The organism is Brevibacillus sp. NRRL NRS-603 (genome assembly GCF_003013445.1).
Classification (GTDB): Bacteria; Bacillota; Bacilli; order Brevibacillales; family Brevibacillaceae; genus Brevibacillus; species Brevibacillus formosus.
The window spans coordinates 59,855-79,866 of sequence record NZ_PXZN01000010.1 but is presented as its reverse complement, the minus strand read 5'-3'; the positions used below and the strand labels follow the sequence as shown (position 1 = coordinate 79,866).

Sequence of the window (20,012 nt, the reverse complement as noted above, 5' to 3'; positions counted from 1 at the left end):
AAAATGAGCTTTCAAGTGAGCCATCAAATGATAAAAGAATGGTGCGGTCGCCTTTCTTATGAGAGAGGAAAGGCCTTTTACCGTTCTGGGAACGTGCTCGTGGAGCATTTTCAACCGGAACCTGCTTGGATCAGAACGACAGTGAACGCAGGGAAAAATAACTATCAAGTCACCATTGAACTAGACGAGTCTGGGATGGCAGCCGTGTGTAGTTGTCCTACTTTGGCGTCGTACGATCAATACTGCCAACATATCGCAGCCTCGTTGTTAACCATGCGTGATCTGCAACTAGACGAGCATCCTGGCAGCTATTCCACTTCCTTTGCAACGAAACAAGAAGGCATAACAACACAGCCTGATCTCCAACTAACAGAAGGACTTTTCGGCTTGTTCGTGGACCGGCCGATTCGGACAAGCCATAATCGCGTGTTGCTAGATTCACGAACAACGCTTGCCTTGGAAATCATATGTAAAATCGTACCGTACGGCTTTCGCAAAAGCATGATCGGAATAGAGCTGAAGCTAGGGCCAAAGAGGTTGTACATCGTAAAGGACATTCGCGCGTTTTTAGACCGGGTGGATAAGCAACAAGTGTGTGGTTTCTCTAGCCAATTTACCTATGATCCAAATTTGCATCGGTTTTTGCCAGAGCATGAAGCCATCCTTCGTGAACTCGTGCAAATTTATCGCACGGAAAAAATTTATCGAGAGACTGCAAGCTACCATTACCAGGAACAGAAGCATGTGGGTGGGGAACGGGTTCTCCTAGTTCCACCATTTACCTGGGAGCGATTATTTGCTCTGCTGCTTACAGCACCATCTGTTCACATTCAGCATCATGACCAAATGTATTCAGCGTTTGCCTGTATAAATGAGCCGCCGCCACTCCACTTCGAATTTAACCAGACAAAAACCGATCAATATCAGCTGGAAGTCCTAGGATTCAAGCAAATCACTGTCTTGGAAGCTTACGGATTGTTGCTCGTAGATGGCAAATGGCACAGACTGCCAAAGGAACAATGCCACAGTTTGGCAGAGCTGAAGCACTTGCTAGAATCTCATAGCAGTGAGCGGATTCACATTCCCGCAGAAAAAATTGAGCCATTCATGGTGCAGATTGTTCCGGCTTTGATGAAACTGGGGAACGTACAAATTGCAAAGGCAGTCTCGGAACGAGTCGTGCAATTCCAGTTAAAAGCCAAGCTGTATTTGGACAGGGTAAGAGACCGGCTGCTGGCGGGGCTTGAGTTTCAATATGGCGATATCGTCATCAATCCACTGGAAGGCCATGAGGTAGGCGGGCAGCGTGGCAGTGAGCTGATTTTGATGCGCGACGGGGAGAAGGAGCGGCAGATTTTAGAGCTAATGGAGGAAAGTTCCTTTACCCGAACGGAAGGAGGGTACTTCCTAGATGACGAGGAAGCTGAGTATGACTTCCTTTACCACGTCGTCCCTAAGCTGGAAAAGCTGTTAACGGTATTCGCGACCACTTCCGTAAAAATCAGGATTCAGCCTCTCCACCTACCACCAAAAGTAAGAGTGGATGTCGATGAGCGAACAAATTGGCTGGATTTTCGTTTTGATATGGATGGGATACCCGAGTCAGAGATTCGAAGTGTTATTCAATCGGTAGAAGAAAAGCGCAGATATCATCGGCTTTCAAATGGAGCGCTTCTGCCGCTTGAGACAAAAGAATTTGAGCAAATCAATCGTTTCCTGGACGAGATGGGCATGCAATATGCTGAACAAATGGGAAGTGGTTTTCATCTGCCTGCTTTTCGTGGGTTGCGCTTGCTTGATATACCCATGCAGGGACAGTCTGTTCAGCTAGGCAAATCGTTGCGCCAGTTTTTGGAGAATATGCGTAACCCTGATAATCTGGACTTTCCTGTACCTGAATCTTTGCAGGGGATACTTCGAGATTATCAGAAGTTTGGCTATCAATGGATGAAAACACTGGCACACTACGGCTTTGGGGGAATTCTCGCAGACGATATGGGGCTGGGGAAGACATTGCAAAGCATTACCTTTCTTCACTCCGTTCTGCCCGAAATCCGAGAACAAAAGCTCCCGGCGATTATCGTGGCTCCTGCCTCTCTTTTATACAATTGGCAAAATGAAATCAAAAAGTTCGCGCCAAGTATCCGGAGTGTTATTGTGGATGGCACGAAGGAAGAGCGGAATCAGATCGTAAACGAGCTGTCAGATGTGGATGTGCTCATTACTTCATATCCGCTCTTGCGTCGTGATCATGCCCAGTTCGAGGAGCATTCCTTCCATACCTTGATCTTGGATGAAGCGCAGACCTTCAAAAACTATGTCACCCAAACAGCTCAGACAGTCAAACGAATAAAAGCTAAGCATCGCTTTGCCCTTACAGGAACACCTGTGGAAAACAGAGTAGAGGAGCTGTGGTCTATCTATGATGTTGTTTTCCCGGAGCTTTTTCCGGCACGAAAGGAATTTCTCGACTTGCCGCGAGATACGATTGCGAAACGGACGCGTCCATTTTTATTGCGCAGGCTCAAGACAGAGGTACTGAAGGAATTACCGGCCAAAATTGAAACACTGCAAAGCGCAAGGCTGTTGCCAGAGCAGAAAAAGTTGTATGTCGCCTATTTGGCGCAGCTCCAACAGGAAACAGTGAAGCACCTGTACAATAAAGGCTTTCAAAAAAATCGGATCAAAATTCTCGCAGGCTTGACGAGATTGCGGCAGATATGTTGTCATCCAGCCCTGTTTGTCAAAGAGTATGACGGAGGGTCAGCCAAGCTCGAACAGCTATTCGAGATCATCGGTGAATGCAAAAACGCTGGGAAGCGCGTTTTGCTCTTTTCTCAATTTACGGAGATGCTGGGGATAATCGGACGCGAGCTGGGGTATCATGGTGTCCCGTTTTTCTATCTGGATGGACAGACACCAGTAGCAGAGAGACTGGATTTGTGTAACCGATTTAACGAGGGAGAGCGGGATTTGTTTCTCATGTCTTTGAAGGCTGGGGGAACAGGATTGAATGTGACGGGTGCGGACACCGTCATCTTGTATGATCTGTGGTGGAATCCCGCCGTCGAACAACAGGCGGCTGATCGTGCCCATCGTATCGGACAAAAGAACGTCGTCCAAGTGATCAGGCTTGTTGCAGAGGGAACGGTCGAAGAGAAGATGTACGAGCTGCAACAAAAAAAGAAAAACTTGATCGAGGAAATCATTACACCGGGACAAGAGGCAATCTCTTCTTTAACCGAGCAAGAAATACGTGAATTACTGATGATTTAATATGAACAGCTTGACTGTCGCTACTATGCGAGGGGTCAAGCTGTTTTTTTGCGAGACCATATCCCTGTGCGAATAACGAATTGGCTGACTCCCAATGATATTTGTCCGGTTCGAGAAAAGGACATAGCGAATAGCTTATGGAGAAGGACGAAGGCATCACCACAGAAGTGTGGGGGGAATGGAATGGAACAATATGTGATTAAGCCATGGGATACCCGAGAAGGGAATGTGGAAACGCCGGCTAACTGGGATTTGACAGTGCCACCGGAAGTAGATGCGATCGCAGAACAAGTAATCAAAGAGTATGACATGTCGGTGAAGAGTCGTACGCTCATTACTTCCAAGCCAGACAAAGGCGGGGCTATTTGGCGCATCGAGACAGATAAAGGTCCGCGTAGCCTAAAGGTACTGCACCGTACGCCTGAACGTAGTCTCTTTAGTGTGGCTTTCCAAGAATACGTCGTTAAACAGGGGGCAAGGGTACCAGCACTGATTCCTGCCCGAAATGGTAGTCTTTATGTGGAAAAGGCCGGGAAACTCTGGATTGTTACCGATTGGATTGCCTTGCAACCGGCAACAAAAGTAGATTTGGTAGGCGCCCAAGAGCTTTGCTACGGTCTTGGTGAATTCCATCGTCATTCAAAAGGCTATGTTCCGCCCGCAGGAGCCAAAAACTCTTCCCGTTTATATCGTTGGCCCAATCACTATCAAAAGATTGCCAAAAAAATCGGGTGGATGAGGGAAGTAGCGAAAGCCTACAGTGAAGCCCCAGCAAGTAAATCCATTTTGGCGGTCGTTGATCACTATGAACAGCAGGCATGGGCAGCCTTAGAGAAATTAAAAGCGTCTGCCTATCCGAAAATGATCAAAATGGGAGAGGCGCACTGGGGATTGGTGCACCAAGATTACGGCTGGTCAAATGGGCAAAATGGTCCCGGAGGGCTTTGGGTTATTGACCTAGATGGGGTGTCGTACGATTTGCCGTTTCGGGATTTGCGCAAGCTCATAACCAGTACGATGGATGATATGGGCGTCTGGGATGTTACCTGGATGCGGGGCATGATTGAAGCCTATCATAAGGCAAATCCACTAGATCGCGAATCGTTTGAGGTACTCTTAAATGATATGGCAGTACCAAACGAATTTTATAAGCATCTCAAAGAGATGTTTTATGATCCCGAAATCTTTCTGTCTACGGAAGCGGAAGGCATTCTGCAGCGAGTTTTGACGGGGGATAAAACGAAAGATGCCGCTTTGGCAGAGCTCGCTAAAGACATCAGTAAATACCAACCGGGCAACTATGACCAAATAACGGAAGTGGTTGAACCGCAAAGGTTGGCATCCGGTATCAAGGAATTCATCCCTGGTGCGGTATCCACTCCAGCAACAGAGTCTTTGGTCGAGGAACCGAAAGACAAAAAGTCTACCAAGATCAAGGTGTCTAAGGATAAAGAGTCCAAGGTCAAGGTATCCAAGGATAAAGATTCGAAAGTGAAGGGATCCAAAGACAAAGAGTCCAAAGTCAAGGAGGCTGCAAGCGATAAGGTAGCCGCTTCACTTCCGACTTCCCAGCAAAAGCCAGTTACACGGGAAGAAAGCCAGCAAAAAGGGGCAGAGGCAGAACAAGGTGGCGCTACCCGCAGAACTCGAATTTCATTTTCGGGAAATGTTCCTTTTACGCCATCAGCGCCATTCGTTACAAGTGAACCACGAAAACTCGTTCGTCGAAGCAAAAAGCGGGGAATGAGCACTGCCGTTTCAAAAAACAGCAGCAAAAAGTCGAGTAAGCTTCAAAGCAAAGTAAAGGTCTCTATCGAGGTAAAGGCCAAATCACCACAAGCAAAACCTGCAAGTCAAGCAGAGAAAAACAAAAAAGCAACTGTGTGGACGTCTAAACAGCAGTCCCGGACCGTCACTTCCAACAAGAACAAGAAGGTTGCCAAGGCGGCGAAACTAAGCCGTAAACTCATCAACAATCAGTTGAAGAAGCAGCGTCCAAAATCAAAGAAGACGAGGGGCAACTAATGTAAGAAGTCGGAACGGGAAAGGAGAATACGGATGAAAGTTATCATGGTCTGTACAGAGAAATTGCCAGTCCCTCCTATACGAGGGGGAGCGATCCAGACTTATATTGCAGGGATTGCAGATATTTTAGGGAGACATCACGAGCTGACTATTCTGGGAACGTCGGATCCAACGCTACCGCAGGATGAAAAAGTTCATAATACGCGTTATGTGCGAGTAGATGGTCAAGGTGTGTTCGAAATTTATGCACGTGAAGTAGCCGCTTTCCTGAGTGCGAATAACTATGATGTCATCCATGTTTTTAACCGACCGCGGATGGTTCCCATCATTCGTGAAGTATGCCCGAACGCACGTATCATTCTAAGCATGCACAATGATATGTTTGATCCGGTAAAAATAGGGCAAGCGGAAGCTGCTAGAGCCGTTGCTGAAACAGAACGCATCATTACCATTAGTGATTATGTCGGCCGAGTCATTGCCTCCCTGTATCCCGAAGCCGCTAACAAGCTTCGTACGATTTATTCAGGTGTGAACTTAGACACATTTGTTCCGGTAGAAGGATCCAAAACGGCCCAAAAAATTCGTCAGGAACTTCGGGCGACGCACAATCTGGGCAACAAACAAGTGATCTTGTTTGTAGGACGATTGACGCCGAAAAAAGGGGCCGATATTCTGGTTCGTGCGATGAATGAACTCCGCTCCTACCATTCCAACATCGCTCTCGTTTTGGTTGGAGGGTCCTGGTACGGTGAAAATAAAATAAGTGATTATGCAGCGTATGTACGCTCATTAGCGAATCGTTCGCCTGTTCCGGTTATTACTACGGGATTTGTTCCGGCAGATCAGATTCACCACTGGTTTTGGGCGGGGGACGTTTTTGTCTGTCCTTCGCAATGGGAGGAACCACTGGCTCGTGTCCATTATGAAGCAATGGCTGCCGGTTTGCCTTTTGTCACGACAAAACGGGGTGGAAATGCTGAGGTGATCATCGGAGGCAATGGACTGTTGGTCGAGCAGCCGGAGGACCCTCAAGCGTTTGCTGTACAGCTAAAACAACTATTGTCTAGCCGCGACCTCCAACGACAAATGGGGAGAAACGGACGTCAGCTTGCCGAGCAAAGATTTACGTGGGATCGAGTCGCAAGAGATGTGCTAGACGTATGGAATAACAGGGATAGGTAAAACCAAAAAGTGAATGCTAGCAGCCCACTTCCCTAAAGAAAGAGCGGAGAAGTGGGCGTTTATTCATGCCTTCAGGACAAAAGAGTCATACAATCCTGCTAGGGTGGACTGGCCTGTCTGAACAAAAAGGCTAGTCCCACATGTGTTTGCACGAAATGGGGGGATGCAGGGAATCTACTACGCACAGACTCCCCGCATCTTTAGGCCATTCTAAAGCCTCGCGGAATATCAGCTTGTTCAATTTGGTTCTGCATTTGGAATAATCGCGACGATATGGGTGATAGGAATAACGATAGAGGCTCCGTTGGTACGTGAGGAGGTTAAGGTCTGTAATTCAATGATTCCTTCGTCCACTCTAAGAAGCTTGCCGACTCGGTAAGAACGACTCTCAGGTCCCCAATCTGTCGTTAGTAAGACCTCCACAAGTTGATCGTTTCTCATGCATTTGCTGAGCTCTTGACGAAGCCCTTCTATACATGCTTGATCCGCTGCTTCTTCCTTCTCGACATCTACCTTCACTAAAGGTGCCGGGATGACGATTGGCTTCGGAGCTTCTACTTGTACATAAGGTGCCTCTACTTGTACAACAGGCGCTTCTACCTGCACAACAGGCGCTTCTACTTGAGGTGTGGGGGTGGTCACATTCACTTGAGGTGCGCGAACGTGGATACGCACAAAACGGCGTAGTTTCCTGAGCAGATTATTGGATTTGCGCTTGGTAGTTCGCTTCTTGCAGCGGCAGCGGGCTTGCTTTGCTTTTAGCTTCTTCTTTCTCAATGCTTTCAAAGGCAACACCCTCCTAACTATGCATGCAATATCATATTCATCAGGGTGGCGACCGCATTGGACTAACACCTGATTTGACAAAATCAGGCAGGAAAACATTAGCAAAACTAGATGATTTTTTTAAAAAAACAGGAAAATCGTGTATACTTATCAGGTACTCTCAAAAAGAAAGATGGAGGTTTCTCATGAATCGTACGCCGATTGCCCCCATGGGAGTGGGGAAGCTGTTGGACAAGAGCTTTTCAGTGTATCGCCAGCATTTTGGAGCATTCTTTTTGTTGGCTTTAATTTGGTTCGGTCCATTATTACTCCTGCAGCAACTGCTTCTGGTTGATTTGACCAGAGTGCCTTTGCTCGCACAAGATACAGAAGGTATGGACTTTGCAGAATCGTTAGGCGCAAGATTTGCCGGACAAGAAGAATTTATGACAGAAAGCCTGCCTATGTTGCTCATATTCATATTCCTTGTCGGACCGGCCCTGTTGATCATCGCCTATCCGCAAATGATTTCCGGTTCGATTTTACTGACGAAGGCTGCTCTCGAGGGAGAGACCTTGCGCTTAAAAGATGCCTTGAAGGGGGCACTTCGCCGATTTTGGCCGCTCGCGGGCAGTACTTTCCTATATGGAGTAATCGCGTTTGCAGTGTCAACAGCATTTGTCATCGTATATGGATTGATTTTTGTTATCATCGCCTTTGCTGGTGGAATGACATTGGAAACCATGTTTGATCCGTCAGATGAAGGCAGCATCGTGTTTATGATCGTTCTGATTTTATTCGGCTATTTATTCTTAATTGCTGGGATGATGCTCGTACCGGGCTTTTTCTTAATTCGTTGGGGGTTTTATATGCCGCTCGTTCTATTCGAACGCGATGGTGTCGGAATCGGTCAAAGCTGGAATTTGACAAAAGGAAACTTTTGGCGGTTATTCGGTATTTTTGTTGTTCTTAGTGTGATCTACTCAATGTTCTCTAGCGGCATGCAATTAGTACTGACTGGTGTCTTAGGTACATCTATCCTCGCGCAAATTATTCTGGTTGCACTTACTTGCCTCTTGAGCCCTTGGATGGCCATTGTTTACGCTTTGGCTTACTTTGATCTGCGTGTGAGAAAAGACGGGACAGATTTACAAGAGCTGGTAAGCCGTCAGCTTGCCACATCTGCACCAGTAGAACCACCAGCTCCTACACCTGCACAAGAGCCGGGAGTTACACATGATTAGCACGAGTCCTTGGGTAGATGACAAGGAGCATTTGCAAGAGATTCTAGCCAGAGACGAGTTCAATTTGCCCCAAGGCAGTGGAGAGAACTGGATTCAAAAAGCGGTGGAGTTTGTGATCGAGCTGATCGCCGACCTTTTTGAGTGGACCCATATTCCATCTGGGGCGGCTAATACCGTATCTACACTCGTGCTCATTTCGGCAGTACTGGGACTGGTCGGCATCATTTACTGGTTGTTCCGCAGAATGATTTGGGAACAGAAGAAGCATCGACCTCTGTTTATGGACGGTGAAAAAATACGTTCACATGCAGACTATTTGCGCGATGCGAAAGAAAAAGCAGCGCGAGGAGAATGGCGGGAAGGAGAACGCTCGTTGTTTTTGGCGTTGTTGGTATATTTGCAAATGAAGTCATGGGTTCGTGTGGAGAAATGGAAAACGAATTGGGAATACGCAGAAGAAATTGAAGCAAATCAGCCCCACTTACGTGATGTGTTCGGCAGCTTCGCACGAGAATTCGACGCTGTTTGGTACGGGCAGGCACTTGTTGACGAAGGGTCGTTCTGGCGGCGTGTAAACGAACTGGAAGGCATCTGGCGTGAGGAGGGGCAGCATGGATAGTTTGCGTACCTATCGTGTCGGAATCGCTGTGGCTACCTTGTTGCTCGTCATCGTAGGCTGGTTGATCGTCAAGCCTACAGCTGAGCCTCTTCCGCCGTATTTGGCTTCGTCTGCACAGCCAAGCGGAATCAAGGCTGTGCTCGTACTGCTGGAGGAAAAAGGCAAGCAGGTAAAGGAATGGCGGCAGCCTATGCGGTTTTTACCGACAGCAACTGGGCAGGCCATGCTCGTAGTAGAGCCGGAAAGACTGATGCCAGAGGAACAGATAGACATTCTGGATTGGGTCAGTGAAGGGAATGACCTGATTCTCTTTCACTCGAGACCAGAGTGGGAAGACCTTCCCTTTCATACGAAGTACATCCGGGATAAAGAAAATCAGGAGCGAAACATTCAGGGACCTCTCGTTCAGGGCAGGTTCATGGGCAAGGCAGAGACCTCATTGAGATTTGTAGAAGATGACGACATGGAGCCACTTCTCTACGACGACCAGGGTATACTCGGGGGAAGAACAGAGGTAGGAGATGGAAGTGTCACGTTTTTTCTCGTACCGGAATGGCTAACCAATCAAAAAATTGATCGACTGTCCCACTTTGAAGCGATCTGGCCGCATGTACAAGGAGATTGGTCTGTTCTTTGGGTAGACGAATACCATCATGGCTTGCTAGAAAAACCAGGTTTTTTAGCGATCTACCCAGGATGGCTCATAGCCGCTTGCATGCAGCTCGGTATCCTGCTTTTGCTGTATGTGTGGTGGAGAGGAAAACGTTTCGGACCAGTCTATACGCTTAGGGAGTGGACGGTGCGCCGTGGTGATGAGACGTTGCTCGCCGTGTCTAGCTGGTATGAGCGAAGAGGGCTGGCAAAGGATGCGTTGCGACATCGAGAAGCATACATGCGACAGCTGTTGTACGATCGGTGGGGAGTGCATCAACGAGCAGATCGTGTGGAAATCGTGCGATATGCCAAAACAAGATGGACAAATCAAGAGGTAGAGAAATTCGCTCATCTGCTGGAACGACTGGAACAGGCAAAAAGCGAAGGGCGATACTCGCCAAAGAGCTTGCTTGCAGACAGTCTTTTGTTGGATGAGATTACGAAGCGTCTGGAGAAGGAGTGACAACTACTGTGGAGCAATTATTGAAACAAATGGAAAAAGAGCTGGTTGGTCAACGGCAAAATGTTCGGCTGCTGCTAACCGCTTTGGTTGCCGGTGGACACGTTTTACTAGAAGGTGTACCTGGTATCGGAAAGACGAAAATGGTAAGGACCTTATCGGAATTGATGGGGGGCGTGAGCAAGCGCGTCCAGTTTACGCCTGACATGATGCCATCGGACATTATTGGTCATGTGGTGTTCAATATGCAGCAGAACCAGTTTGAGACAATCAAAGGTCCTGTTTTCGCTAACTTATTGCTGGCGGATGAGATCAACCGGACTCCCCCGAAAACCCAAGCGGCTCTTTTAGAAGCAATGGAGGAGGGGCAAGTGACGATACATGGTGTCACCTATCCTTTGCCAGATCCGTTTTTCGTCGTCGCTACGCAAAACCCGGTAGAGTACGAAGGAACGTATGTGTTGCCGGAGGCACAGCTCGATCGTTTTTTGTTCAAGCTAACGATGTCTTATCCTTCGCATGAAAATGAAAAGCAAATTCTCGCCAAACATATTCCCAACAAGCGCAGCCACGATCGGAATCAAGAGCCGCTCTTTACATGGGAGGCGATTTTGGAGAAGCGACGCCAATTAGAAGAAGTGGTTGTGGATGATTCGATTCTAGAGTACATTACGACACTGATACGCAATACACGCGAAACGAAACGATTGCTCTTAGGCGCCAGCTCTCGTGCTGGAATCGCCGTGTTGATGGCGAGCAAAGCCTGGGCGCTTTTGGACAATCGCAAGTTTGTGACGCCTGATGACGTGAAGATGGTGGCCCGCCCCGCATTGCGGCACCGACTCATTCTGTCACCGCAGGTAGAATTGGAGGGGGGTACCAGTGACCACATCATCGAAGAGACGCTGGCGGCTATTCCAGTTCCTCGCTGATTTTTTGGCAGACCGTTTTGTCTTGCCATCCAAGCGACTGCTTTTGGCAGTTTTGCTAGGCACACCCATCGCGATCGTCGGATTTCTGCTGGAGATTGGCTATTCGATATTCTTTTTGTACAACGGTTTACTCCTGATCGCTAGCATCTTGGATTGGGTTACCATCCCAAAACGCCGAGACTTGTCGATCCGCCGAATCTTGCCTGAGCAGACGGATATCGGACAATCGTTCTCGATCGAGCTTGAGCTTGCCAATAATAGTGGGCAATCCGTTGCGTATTCCATCGTGGATGATCTTCCGCTGTCATTTGAAGAAGCCGGACCGGTCATAGGTGTGATGGAGCAACCCTTAACCAACATCAGTTTTGAAACAAGAGGAAAAGAACGTGGAGAGTACGTGTTCCGCTGGCTTTACATGCGTTGGCATGGCAAGCTCGGCTTGTGGTATCGCCAAAGCCGCTTTGCGTGTGAACAAACGATCAAGGTATACCCAGACCTTTCAGCTGTTCGTGGCTATTTGGCTTCGCTTCAGGAGAGCCTGATCGTGGACGGGAAGAAAATCATGCGCAGGGCGAAAGCCGGTACGGAATTCCATGCGATCCGCGATTACGTTCCTGACGATGATCCACGGATGATTAACTGGTCCGCTTCAGCACGCTCTCGACGTCTAATGACGAACCAATATCGACCAGAGCATGGCAAGGTAATTACCATTCTGATCGATTGCGGCAGGTTGATGGGCGTCGAGCTGGATAATCAGACGAGACTGGATCGATCGCTGGAGTCTGCTCTCACGTTAGCGGCAGTAGCATTGCGTCAAGGAGATCAGGTAGCATTACTAGCCTATTCGCATGAGATCAAGACGTACATACCTCCAGGCAGAGGGCTGCGTCACTTGCATACCCTTTTGGAGGCAACCTACAACCTAACGAGTGATTTTGTTGAGGCTGATCCGTCGAAGGCGCTTGAATTTTTGAATCGTCAGCAAAAGAGAAGGAGCTTGGTGGTTCTCTTTTCAGATATGGAGAACTACCTCGTCGAAGATCAGTTGAGCAATTATTTGTGGCGGATGCGCCGTTCACATTTGCTCTTGCTGCTGTCTTTGGCAGATCCGCTTCTGCATGAATGGAGTCATATAGACACGAGCAACAGCAGCTTGGCGTTTACGAAGGCGGTAGCTCAACGGTTCCAGCTCGATCGCAGGGCGTTTCAACAAAAAATGATCGGCGCGGGTATCCAGGTACTGGACGTTCCGGCCGATCAATTGACGCTGACGGTTATCAATACTTATTTGGACATCAAATCAAGAGAAGCTTTGTGAGAATCCGGTTTGTATCCGACGAGGTACCAGGCAACCAGCAAAAGTAATGTGCCGAAAGCTACGATGTACTTGGCTTCAAGTGAGAGACTCGATGGAGTAATATAGCCCTCGATGATTCCCGCGATGAACAAAAGTGGGATGGTAGCCAACAGCAAATGCGCAGACTCTTTTGCCGCCTCCAGAAATTGATGTCTTCGAGCGTAGCGGCCGGGCACAAGCAGACGGTATCCCATGTGAAGCCCTGCTCCGCCAGCAATGAAAATCGCGGTCAGCTCGATCACGCCGTGTGGCAAAATGTAGGCCCAAAACGCGTAACTGCTATCTGCCTGATAGTAGACGGCTGCCAAAGCTCCAACCAGAAGACCATTGAATAAGAGAAGGTAGATGGGGACGATTCCAAACGTAATTCCACTGACAAAGGCCAGCATCGCGACTTTGATGTTGTTGGTCATAATCATCGTGGAGATGACCGGACTGTCGAGGGATTCGTGCCCTTCTCCCAGCCTGGATGGATCGATCTGCTCAGCCATCCCCTGTGGCAATACATAATACAGGTTGAGTGGATCGACCATGACAGCGGCAAAACCAGAAATACCACCGATGATGAAGAGAAGCGCTGCCACACCAATGAAGCTCATTCGCTTATGTACGAGACCCATCAAGTAGCTGCCAAAGAATTGCTTGAGCTGCTGCCAGCTGCCTATTCGCTGCTTGTAAGCCAAATTATGTGCGCGCAAGACGAGTTGGTTTAAGTAGAGGGTGATCTCGTCAGCGGGATGGTAGGAGCGTACATAGGCCAAATGAGCAGATGCTTTCTTATATAGTTGTGTCAGGCGATCTATATCGGTAGCATTGATGTGCCGAGGTTGTCGGGTAAACCGCTCCACTAGTTGTTCTAGTTCGGCCCAAGAGGCTTTATGCTTGTGCCAAAACGAGGTAATATCCATGTATAATGCCTCCTTCATTAGCGATTGTGTCATAACTCGAAAAAAACTCAAAGTTTCGAGGGGGGAACAAAAACATCATGAATGAACCGACATACGTCAATGGGTCAAATCGGGAAGCGTCTGTTGTGACACCCGAGCATGTTATGCTGCGATTTCAGACGGCAGGTCTAGGCAGCCGCGCCACTGCGATGCTGATTGATACAGGAATCTTGCTCCTGGTTAATCTTACTGTATTTATTTTGTTTGGTATAGTTTTATTTGGAAAAGATGAAGGGTTTTTCCTGGATGATGACAACTACACGATTGCCATCGTTCTACTGGCTATCTTTATCGTGAACTTTGGCTACTATTGGTTACTGGAAGCGTTCTGGGGCGGGCAAACCGTTGGCAAAAGGCTGGTGGGAATCCGGGTCATCCGTGATAATGGACAGCCTGCGACTTTTGTTTCCTCAACGATCCGGAATCTGTTTCGCATCATCGACGCAATGCCAACAGGTTATTTTCTCGGGGCGCTCGTCTGCTTTTTCCACCCCCGTGATAAGCGAATTGGCGATATGGTAGCGGGCACGATTGTTGTGGTGGAGTCAGGACAGCACTCGACTCTTTTTCTGAAAAAGAAAGACAAACAGCCAAACGGCTTTGAATTGAATCATGCGCTACTCGTGCTTGATGAGCGCCAAAAACAAGCGATTACCCGAGAGGACTGGCAGCTGCTTTCCTCCTTCATCAGCAGATTATCTTCTTTATCACAAGCAAAAAAATATGAACTCGGGAATCAAATTGCCAGCATCATGCGCAAAAAATTAGAGCTTATTGACGAACACACCAACAAGGAAGACCCGATCTTGTTTTTGCAAAGACTGCACAATCAGCTGCAAAACGAATTTCAACTCCGAAAATAAAGCAAAGTACCGCCCAAAAAAGTGGCGGTATTTTTATTTCTCGACGTATTTTCCCATTATTCAGCAAAATGCTGCTTCAAAAACTTTCTATGTTATAATGAAACCTCACTCTATGTCACAGAAAGGAGGAGGGAGCCGATGGACGACAAATACATGGGAGCGTCATCGACTTCGTCACCCACACTGCCACTCCCGGCAAACGGGAAGCAGAAAGGAAGACGCAGAAGAGGCAGTCTTTTTCAGGCATTGATTCCCTCCCAGACTGAAGGTAAGCGTCCTTTACTACCGATCGTTTTGGCCGTTCTGGTCTGGGTAGGACTAGCCTATGCTGGATATGCCTTTGCTGTTTATACGTTGGACAAGCAGCAACAAATTGTAAACCAACGAATTGATCAAATTCAAGAAAATAATCAAAAGCAGATGAAGGCATTGGGAGATCAATTGACTCTGGTGCAGGAAGAAATGCAAAATGTCCAGAAGGGTCTGGGAAATCTGGAAGAAGATTTGGCATTGACGGGCGAAACCATTGGTGGCACGAACAAGACCAAAGAAGCTCTGCAGGAACGGGTTGACCAACTCAACAAACAGCTGGTTGATTTGAAAGCATCTCTGAAAAAATTGGAGGATGCTGCCCGTGCTTGGTAAGATAAACCGTTTCTTTCTCTTTCTGTTGGCGCCTGCTCTCGGTTTTTTGGTCGCTTTTGCGCTGGACAATCCAGTGGACAAGCTCCAGACAGAAGGCCTGAAGCTTCCTTCTGCCGTAGCGAAGAGCCAAGCAGATGAGCTGGGGGAACGGCTCAACGACACCAAGGTGCAGCTTCGAAACGTAGAAATCGTCATCGAAGACATCCGGGATCGCTCGAAAAAGGAACAGAAAGAATACGAGCAACAAAACAAGAAGATCAGTAGCGCACTTGAAGCGAGCAAATCCCAGACACAAAAATCTGCGGATGTATTGGACACGATTTTGTCCAACATGCTTGGCAAGCCGATCGGTCAACACTTCGGGAAAAACTCGACAGTGAAGGTCTATTCCCTGCAAGAAGGGGGATACCGCGGTTATATGGCCAAAGTTCGCCTCAATGATCCGAAAGCGCTGAAAATGGTGCTGGCCAACAACTCCGTGAAAAGTAAAGGAGAAACGACGAGTCAAGCTGGTAAGCGTACAGGAGCCATTCTGGCGATCAATGCAGGCGGCTTTATGGCGGACAAGCAGGGCAATCTGACTCCGCTAGGCATTACGGTTGTTGACGGCAAGATTCGCACCTTTTCCAATAATGCGAAGTTGAGCTTTGTCGGTTTTAACAACAAAGGTCATCTGGTCGGAACAAACATCAAGACGCAGGCGCAAATTACGCAACAAGGGATACTGCAGGGAGCGAGCTTCTTGCCGCGTCTCTTGCAGGACGGAAAGCGATTGTCTATTCCACGTGAATGGGCGAATGCGCGTCAACCGCGAACACTGATCGGTCATTTCGACAACGGCGATTTGCTGCTGATTGTCATTGACGGAAGACGAGATGGCTGGAGTCATGGTGTTACGTTGGAGGAAGCGCAAAGAAAGCTGCAAGAGTGGCATGTCGTGGATGCGTATAACCTCGACGGCGGCGGCTCCAGTGCGTTTTATTACAATGGCAAGCTTTTGAACATGCCCTCAGGTGGCAAAGAACGACGCGTGGTGAGCAATTTGGTCATCATGCCATAAGCAAAAATCGCAACACTCTTCTGTGAAGACGACAAGTCTTGCTGCAGAAGGGTGTTTTTTTCTGTAGAGAAAAGTTTGCCTAGGCAACTGTCAATGTGGGTTGACCTTAAAAAATGCTGAAAATTATAATAATAGTAGAAGTGATGAAATGGAATAGGAGGGATCGCATGAAAAAAGGGATGTTGGTTGCCCTCACGATTGTTTCCGTGCTTTCGTTTCCACATTTTGCTGTGGGAAAAGTCCCAGGTGCGCCAGCAGGTGTGCAAGGAGCTACAAAAGGAATTGTCGCGGTCTCTCATCCAGCAGCGGCGCAGGTCGGCAGAGATATCTTGGCAAAGGGCGGCAATGCGATTGATGCTGCGGCTGGGATCCAATTTGCTCTAAATGTAGCAGAACCGTATATGTCCGGTATCGGCGGCGGTGGTTTTATGATGATTTATGTGAAGGATCAAAACAAAGTGACGGTGATAGATAGTCGAGAAGTGGCTCCTTCCAAGGTGACTCCCGATATGTTTTTACAGGCAAATGGTACGCCGATCCCATTTGAGGAGAGACATACGAGCGGTCAGGCCGTAGGTGTCCCAGGGACATTGCTGGGCGTAGAACAGGCGCTTAAATTGTATGGGACATGGGACTTGGGCAAAGTGGTAGAACCGTCGATTGAATTGGCGGAAAAAGGAGTTCGCGTCAACTGGGTGTCCGCTCAATATATTGCCAATTCCATGGAAAAGTTGAAAAAGCACGGGACTGCTGCACAAGTGTTTGCGCCAAACGGAGTTCCACTCAAAGAAGGCGAGATGCTGGTTCAGCCCCAATTGGCGAAAACGTTGAAGATCATCCGAGACAAAGGATCAGATGCCTTGTATGAAGGGGAAATTGGCAAGGCTCTCGTCGAGGAAGTACAAAGAACGGGTGGCTCCATGACTCTCGGTGATTTGCATGCGTATCGAGTAAAAGAACGTGAACCGGTCCGCGGCATGTATCGCGGCTATGAAGTGATTTCGATGGCACCCCCCAGCTCTGGCGGATTGACACTCATTCAGATTTTGAAGCTGATGGAGGGCTACGATAACCAAAAGGACGGGATCGGCTCGGTAGCTTATTTGCATCATTTGATCGAGGCCAATCACCTCGCCTACGCAGATCGGGCGGCTTTTATGGCAGACGAGGACGTTTATCCGGTACCGAAAAAAGGGTTGATTGCGGGCGAATACATCAAGGAACGGCGTCAGCTCATTCGTGATGAGACAGCGAATGCCAATGTAGTGGCAGGAGACCCTTGGAAGTACGACCCTGGCAAAAAGCCAGAGGTGTCCATGAAACTGAGAGATCAATCTCCGGTCAAGCAGACTACGCACTTTTCTGTGATGGACAAATGGGGGAATATCGTTGCGTATACGACCACCATTGAAGACATTTTTGGCAGCGGTGTGATGGTTCCAGGTTACGGCTTCATGCTCAATAATGAGCTTACGGATTTTGACGCGATTCCTGGCGGTGTCAATCAGGTCGAGCCTGGAAAGCGTCCACGTTCGAGCATGACGCCAACTATGGTGCTAAAAGACGGGAAGCCTTTTTTAGCAATTGGCTCACCTGGTGGCTCTACGATTATCGCCTCAGTATCACAGACGATTCTCAATGTGATCGATCATGGAATGGAGATCGAGGATGCCATCCGTGCACCACGCATTTTTTCAAGCAGCTATCCGAATGTAACGTGGGAAGCGGGCATTGACCAGGATGTCATCCTGCAATTGATGGCAAAAGGTCACGTCTTTGCTGAGGAGCCGACGAACATTGGCAACGTCCAAGCGATTGTGTACGATTTTGAAACGGGAAAAATGTACGGCGGAGCGGATAACACCCGTGAGGGCACTGTACTCGGGGTTGATGCCATCGCGTATACGGCTGCTCAGCCAATCCAGTCTCCTAAAGAAAAAGAAGGCCCCTTTGATTTAAAAGTAAACGGCAATGTCTATCCATACACAGCAGAGCAAAAGGTGATGATAGATGGAGTAGCTTATGTGCAGGCCAACAAGCTGCTGTTAGGGTTGGGACAAAAAGTGACGTCCTTCCAGTCTGATGTTGTCATGGTGAAGGGGACTCCTTACTTGCCTGTCAAGAAAGTTGGCGAGAAGCTGGGCTATACAGTCATGTGGAAGGAAGGAGAGCGGTCCATCGAGTTGAATAACAAAAAGTAGGCTGATTGCGTTTACACCCATTCACTGTCTGTCACCTCCGAAAAAGCGTGACCTATCTACCTTTTCATTCGTATAACTCCATGGTAAGGTAGAGCAGAACATATGTGTCTGTAAGGAACCAGGAGGATCGATCATGAACAAAATTCGCACCAGCAGCCTTGCGATCGTCGCAGCACTATCAGTAGCACTACTCAGTGGATGTGAGCCTCCCTCATTAAGCGGATTGCTATCCAGCGAGTCGAATGGACAGCCCGCAGGTGAGGGAACGCAGTCGACGACAGTTGAGCCAAATAACGAGGCGACAGTACGTCCCCAACGGGCATCTCTTGCAGAGACGATAAAAGATGTGGATGGAGTGCCAACCGTTACAAATGCAACAGATCTCTCGGTTGTCGTAAATAAACAACGGGCATTGCCTGGCGATTATATTCCACCGGATTTGGTAGAGCCGAATGTGCCGTTTCCTTTTGATGAAAAAGTGGAGAAGCGATTGCTGAGAGCAGAAGCCGCACAAGCATTAGAAGAACTGTTTGCCAAAGCAAAGACAGAAGGTATTGAACTGTATGCCGTATCCGGTTACCGCTCGTATAAGACCCAAAAATCGCTGTACGAAACGTATGTGAGGACGCAAGGTGCTGAACATGCGGCAGCCTACAGTGCTGTACCTGGAAAGAGCGAGCATCAGACTGGCTTGGCTATGGATGTGTCCGGATATGATTCCAGTACACGCTTGGAAGAGTCATTTGCTGAAACACCAGAAGGAATATGGCTGGCTGCCAACTGTGCAGACTTTGGGTTCGTCATTCGTTATTTGAAGGGCAAGGAAGATACGACTGGATATGCGTATGAGCCTTGGCATTTGCGTTATGTAGGGAAGGAAATGGCGAAAGAAATTATGGCAGGTGGCCTTACTTTGGAGGATTATTTTTCGGAAGCGGCAATTGCCCACAAATAACGCCATCGAAAATGAAAAGAGCCGCCCCAATAAGGAGCGGCTCTTTGCTGCCTGAATAAATGTTAACGTGGAAGGCGAATCTGGGACAGCGGCCAGTATACGACCTCTGCACGTCCTACTACATGATCCAGTTGAACAGGGCCAATGACCCGGCTGTCCATACTGTTGTTGCGATTATCTCCCATGACAAACACGCTGCCCTCAGGAATCTTCACAGGGTCAAAATCTTCGGTTAACGTCACACCTGCCGAAGAAGTTTTTAGCTTGTTTTCGACCAAGTATTCTTCGCTGAGCGGTTGGCCATTGACATACACTTGATCATTTTTGGCTTCTACGGTGTCACCCGCTACTGCGACCACGCGCTTGATCCAGTTGTCGCCAGTTGCATCTGGATGAATGATGACGATATCGCCAGGTTGCGGTTCTTTGAGGTAATAAATCGCTTTGTTAACGATGACGCGCTCGCGGTCATGCAACGTACTTTCCATGGAACGCCCTTGGACGACGTAGGGAGCCATGACAAATACGTAGATAAAGGCAGTCAATCCGCCAATCAAGACAAACGATTTCAACCAATCGAGCAATTCCACTTTCCATTTTGGTGTAGTTTTTGTTTGTTCCATTGAATTTCTCCTATGTATGTGATTTCTGTGGCAAATATGCCTGAGTCAAATGCCTCGTGTGTGTAAGGCTGTCTTCTCATTATACATGCTTTACGAATAGATACGAAAGATGATTCAAGGAAATAATTGGCTTCATGGATGAAGCTCGAAAAAGTCGTAACATTATTTTGCAAGCTAACCTATTGTCAGTTTTTCCTGTTT

The 20,012-nt window shown here is 48.1% G+C and carries 16 protein-coding genes; 13 read left to right on the top strand and 3 right to left on the bottom strand.

Features of this window, described 5'->3' with window-relative positions:
* The first annotated feature begins 3 nt into the window (after positions 1–3).
* The 3 genes from C7R94_RS05835 (at position 4) to C7R94_RS05825 (ending at position 6,483) form a co-directional block, all read left to right on the top strand.
* Entirely contained in the window at positions 4–3,276 is a 3,273-nt protein-coding gene (locus tag C7R94_RS05835) for a DEAD/DEAH box helicase (RefSeq protein ID WP_106778990.1), read from the top strand.
* A 183-nt stretch (positions 3,277–3,459) separates the two neighbouring features.
* The gene (locus tag C7R94_RS05830) at positions 3,460–5,301 is read left to right on the top strand and encodes a CotS family spore coat protein (protein ID WP_106778987.1); all 1,842 of its coding nucleotides are present in this window, start codon (positions 3,460–3,462) and stop codon (positions 5,299–5,301) included.
* Between the two features lie 33 nt (positions 5,302–5,334).
* Positions 5,335–6,483 carry a glycosyltransferase family 4 protein gene (locus tag C7R94_RS05825; protein WP_106778985.1) on the top strand — a complete coding sequence of 383 codons (1,149 nt, stop codon included), beginning with the start codon at positions 5,335–5,337 and terminating at the stop codon, positions 6,481–6,483.
* A gap of 237 nt (positions 6,484–6,720) precedes the next feature.
* Here the strand turns inward: C7R94_RS05825 and C7R94_RS05820 are convergent, their stop codons facing one another.
* A complete protein-coding gene (locus C7R94_RS05820) occupies positions 6,721–7,278 on the bottom strand; it encodes a hypothetical protein (RefSeq protein ID WP_233220486.1) in 558 nt (185 codons plus the stop codon).
* A gap of 176 nt (positions 7,279–7,454) precedes the next feature.
* Between C7R94_RS05820 and C7R94_RS05815 the strand changes: the two genes are divergently transcribed.
* The 5 genes from C7R94_RS05815 to C7R94_RS05795 are packed head-to-tail and all read left to right on the top strand — an operon-like array spanning position 7,455 to position 12,478.
* On the top strand, positions 7,455–8,492 hold the full coding sequence (locus C7R94_RS05815; protein WP_106778979.1) for a DUF7847 domain-containing protein: 1,038 nt from the start codon (positions 7,455–7,457) through the stop codon (positions 8,490–8,492).
* Entirely contained in the window at positions 8,485–9,111 is a 627-nt protein-coding gene (locus C7R94_RS05810; protein WP_106778977.1) for a DUF4129 domain-containing protein, read from the top strand. Before C7R94_RS05815 ends, C7R94_RS05810 begins: the two co-directional genes overlap by 8 nt.
* Positions 9,104–10,228 carry a DUF4350 domain-containing protein gene (locus C7R94_RS05805; protein WP_106778975.1) on the top strand — a complete coding sequence of 375 codons (1,125 nt, stop codon included), beginning with the start codon at positions 9,104–9,106 and terminating at the stop codon, positions 10,226–10,228. Before C7R94_RS05810 ends, C7R94_RS05805 begins: the two co-directional genes overlap by 8 nt.
* Before the next feature lie 8 nt (positions 10,229–10,236).
* A complete protein-coding gene (locus C7R94_RS05800) occupies positions 10,237–11,157 on the top strand; it encodes an AAA family ATPase (protein WP_106778973.1) in 921 nt (306 codons plus the stop codon).
* Complete coding sequence (locus tag C7R94_RS05795) at positions 11,108–12,478, top strand: DUF58 domain-containing protein (RefSeq protein WP_106778971.1); 1,371 nt, start codon at positions 11,108–11,110, stop codon at positions 12,476–12,478. The genes C7R94_RS05800 and C7R94_RS05795 overlap by 50 nt, the downstream gene beginning before the upstream one ends.
* Here C7R94_RS05795 and C7R94_RS05790 read toward each other — a convergent pair.
* Positions 12,445–13,425, bottom strand: a complete 981-nt coding sequence (locus tag C7R94_RS05790; protein ID WP_106778968.1) for a stage II sporulation protein M — start codon at positions 13,423–13,425, stop codon at positions 12,445–12,447. The genes C7R94_RS05795 and C7R94_RS05790 overlap by 34 nt on opposite strands.
* 77 nt (positions 13,426–13,502) lie before the next feature.
* Here C7R94_RS05790 and C7R94_RS05785 point away from each other — a divergent pair, with 77 nt between their 5' ends.
* The 5 genes from C7R94_RS05785 to C7R94_RS05765 all read left to right on the top strand — a co-directional run bounded on the left by C7R94_RS05785 (position 13,503) and on the right by C7R94_RS05765 (position 19,188).
* Positions 13,503–14,327 carry an RDD family protein gene (locus C7R94_RS05785; RefSeq protein WP_106778966.1) on the top strand — a complete coding sequence of 275 codons (825 nt, stop codon included), beginning with the start codon at positions 13,503–13,505 and terminating at the stop codon, positions 14,325–14,327.
* Positions 14,328–14,465: 138 nt separating this feature from the next.
* Positions 14,466–14,972, top strand: coding sequence for a coiled-coil domain-containing protein (locus C7R94_RS05780; protein ID WP_047068093.1), 507 nt, complete (start codon positions 14,466–14,468; stop codon positions 14,970–14,972).
* A complete protein-coding gene (locus tag C7R94_RS05775) occupies positions 14,953–16,032 on the top strand; it encodes a phosphodiester glycosidase family protein (protein ID WP_106778964.1) in 1,080 nt (359 codons plus the stop codon). The genes C7R94_RS05780 and C7R94_RS05775 overlap by 20 nt, the downstream gene beginning before the upstream one ends.
* A 167-nt stretch (positions 16,033–16,199) precedes the next feature.
* Positions 16,200–18,233 carry a gamma-glutamyltransferase gene (ggt, locus tag C7R94_RS05770; protein WP_106778961.1) on the top strand — a complete coding sequence of 678 codons (2,034 nt, stop codon included), beginning with the start codon at positions 16,200–16,202 and terminating at the stop codon, positions 18,231–18,233.
* A gap of 133 nt (positions 18,234–18,366) precedes the next feature.
* Complete coding sequence (locus C7R94_RS05765; protein WP_106778959.1) at positions 18,367–19,188, top strand: M15 family metallopeptidase; 822 nt, start codon at positions 18,367–18,369, stop codon at positions 19,186–19,188.
* Between the two features lie 62 nt (positions 19,189–19,250).
* On the opposite strand, the gene lepB is transcribed toward C7R94_RS05765, so the two are convergent.
* Complete coding sequence (gene lepB, locus C7R94_RS05760) at positions 19,251–19,811, bottom strand: signal peptidase I (RefSeq protein WP_106778956.1); 561 nt, start codon at positions 19,809–19,811, stop codon at positions 19,251–19,253.
* Positions 19,812–20,012 lie beyond the last annotated feature (201 nt).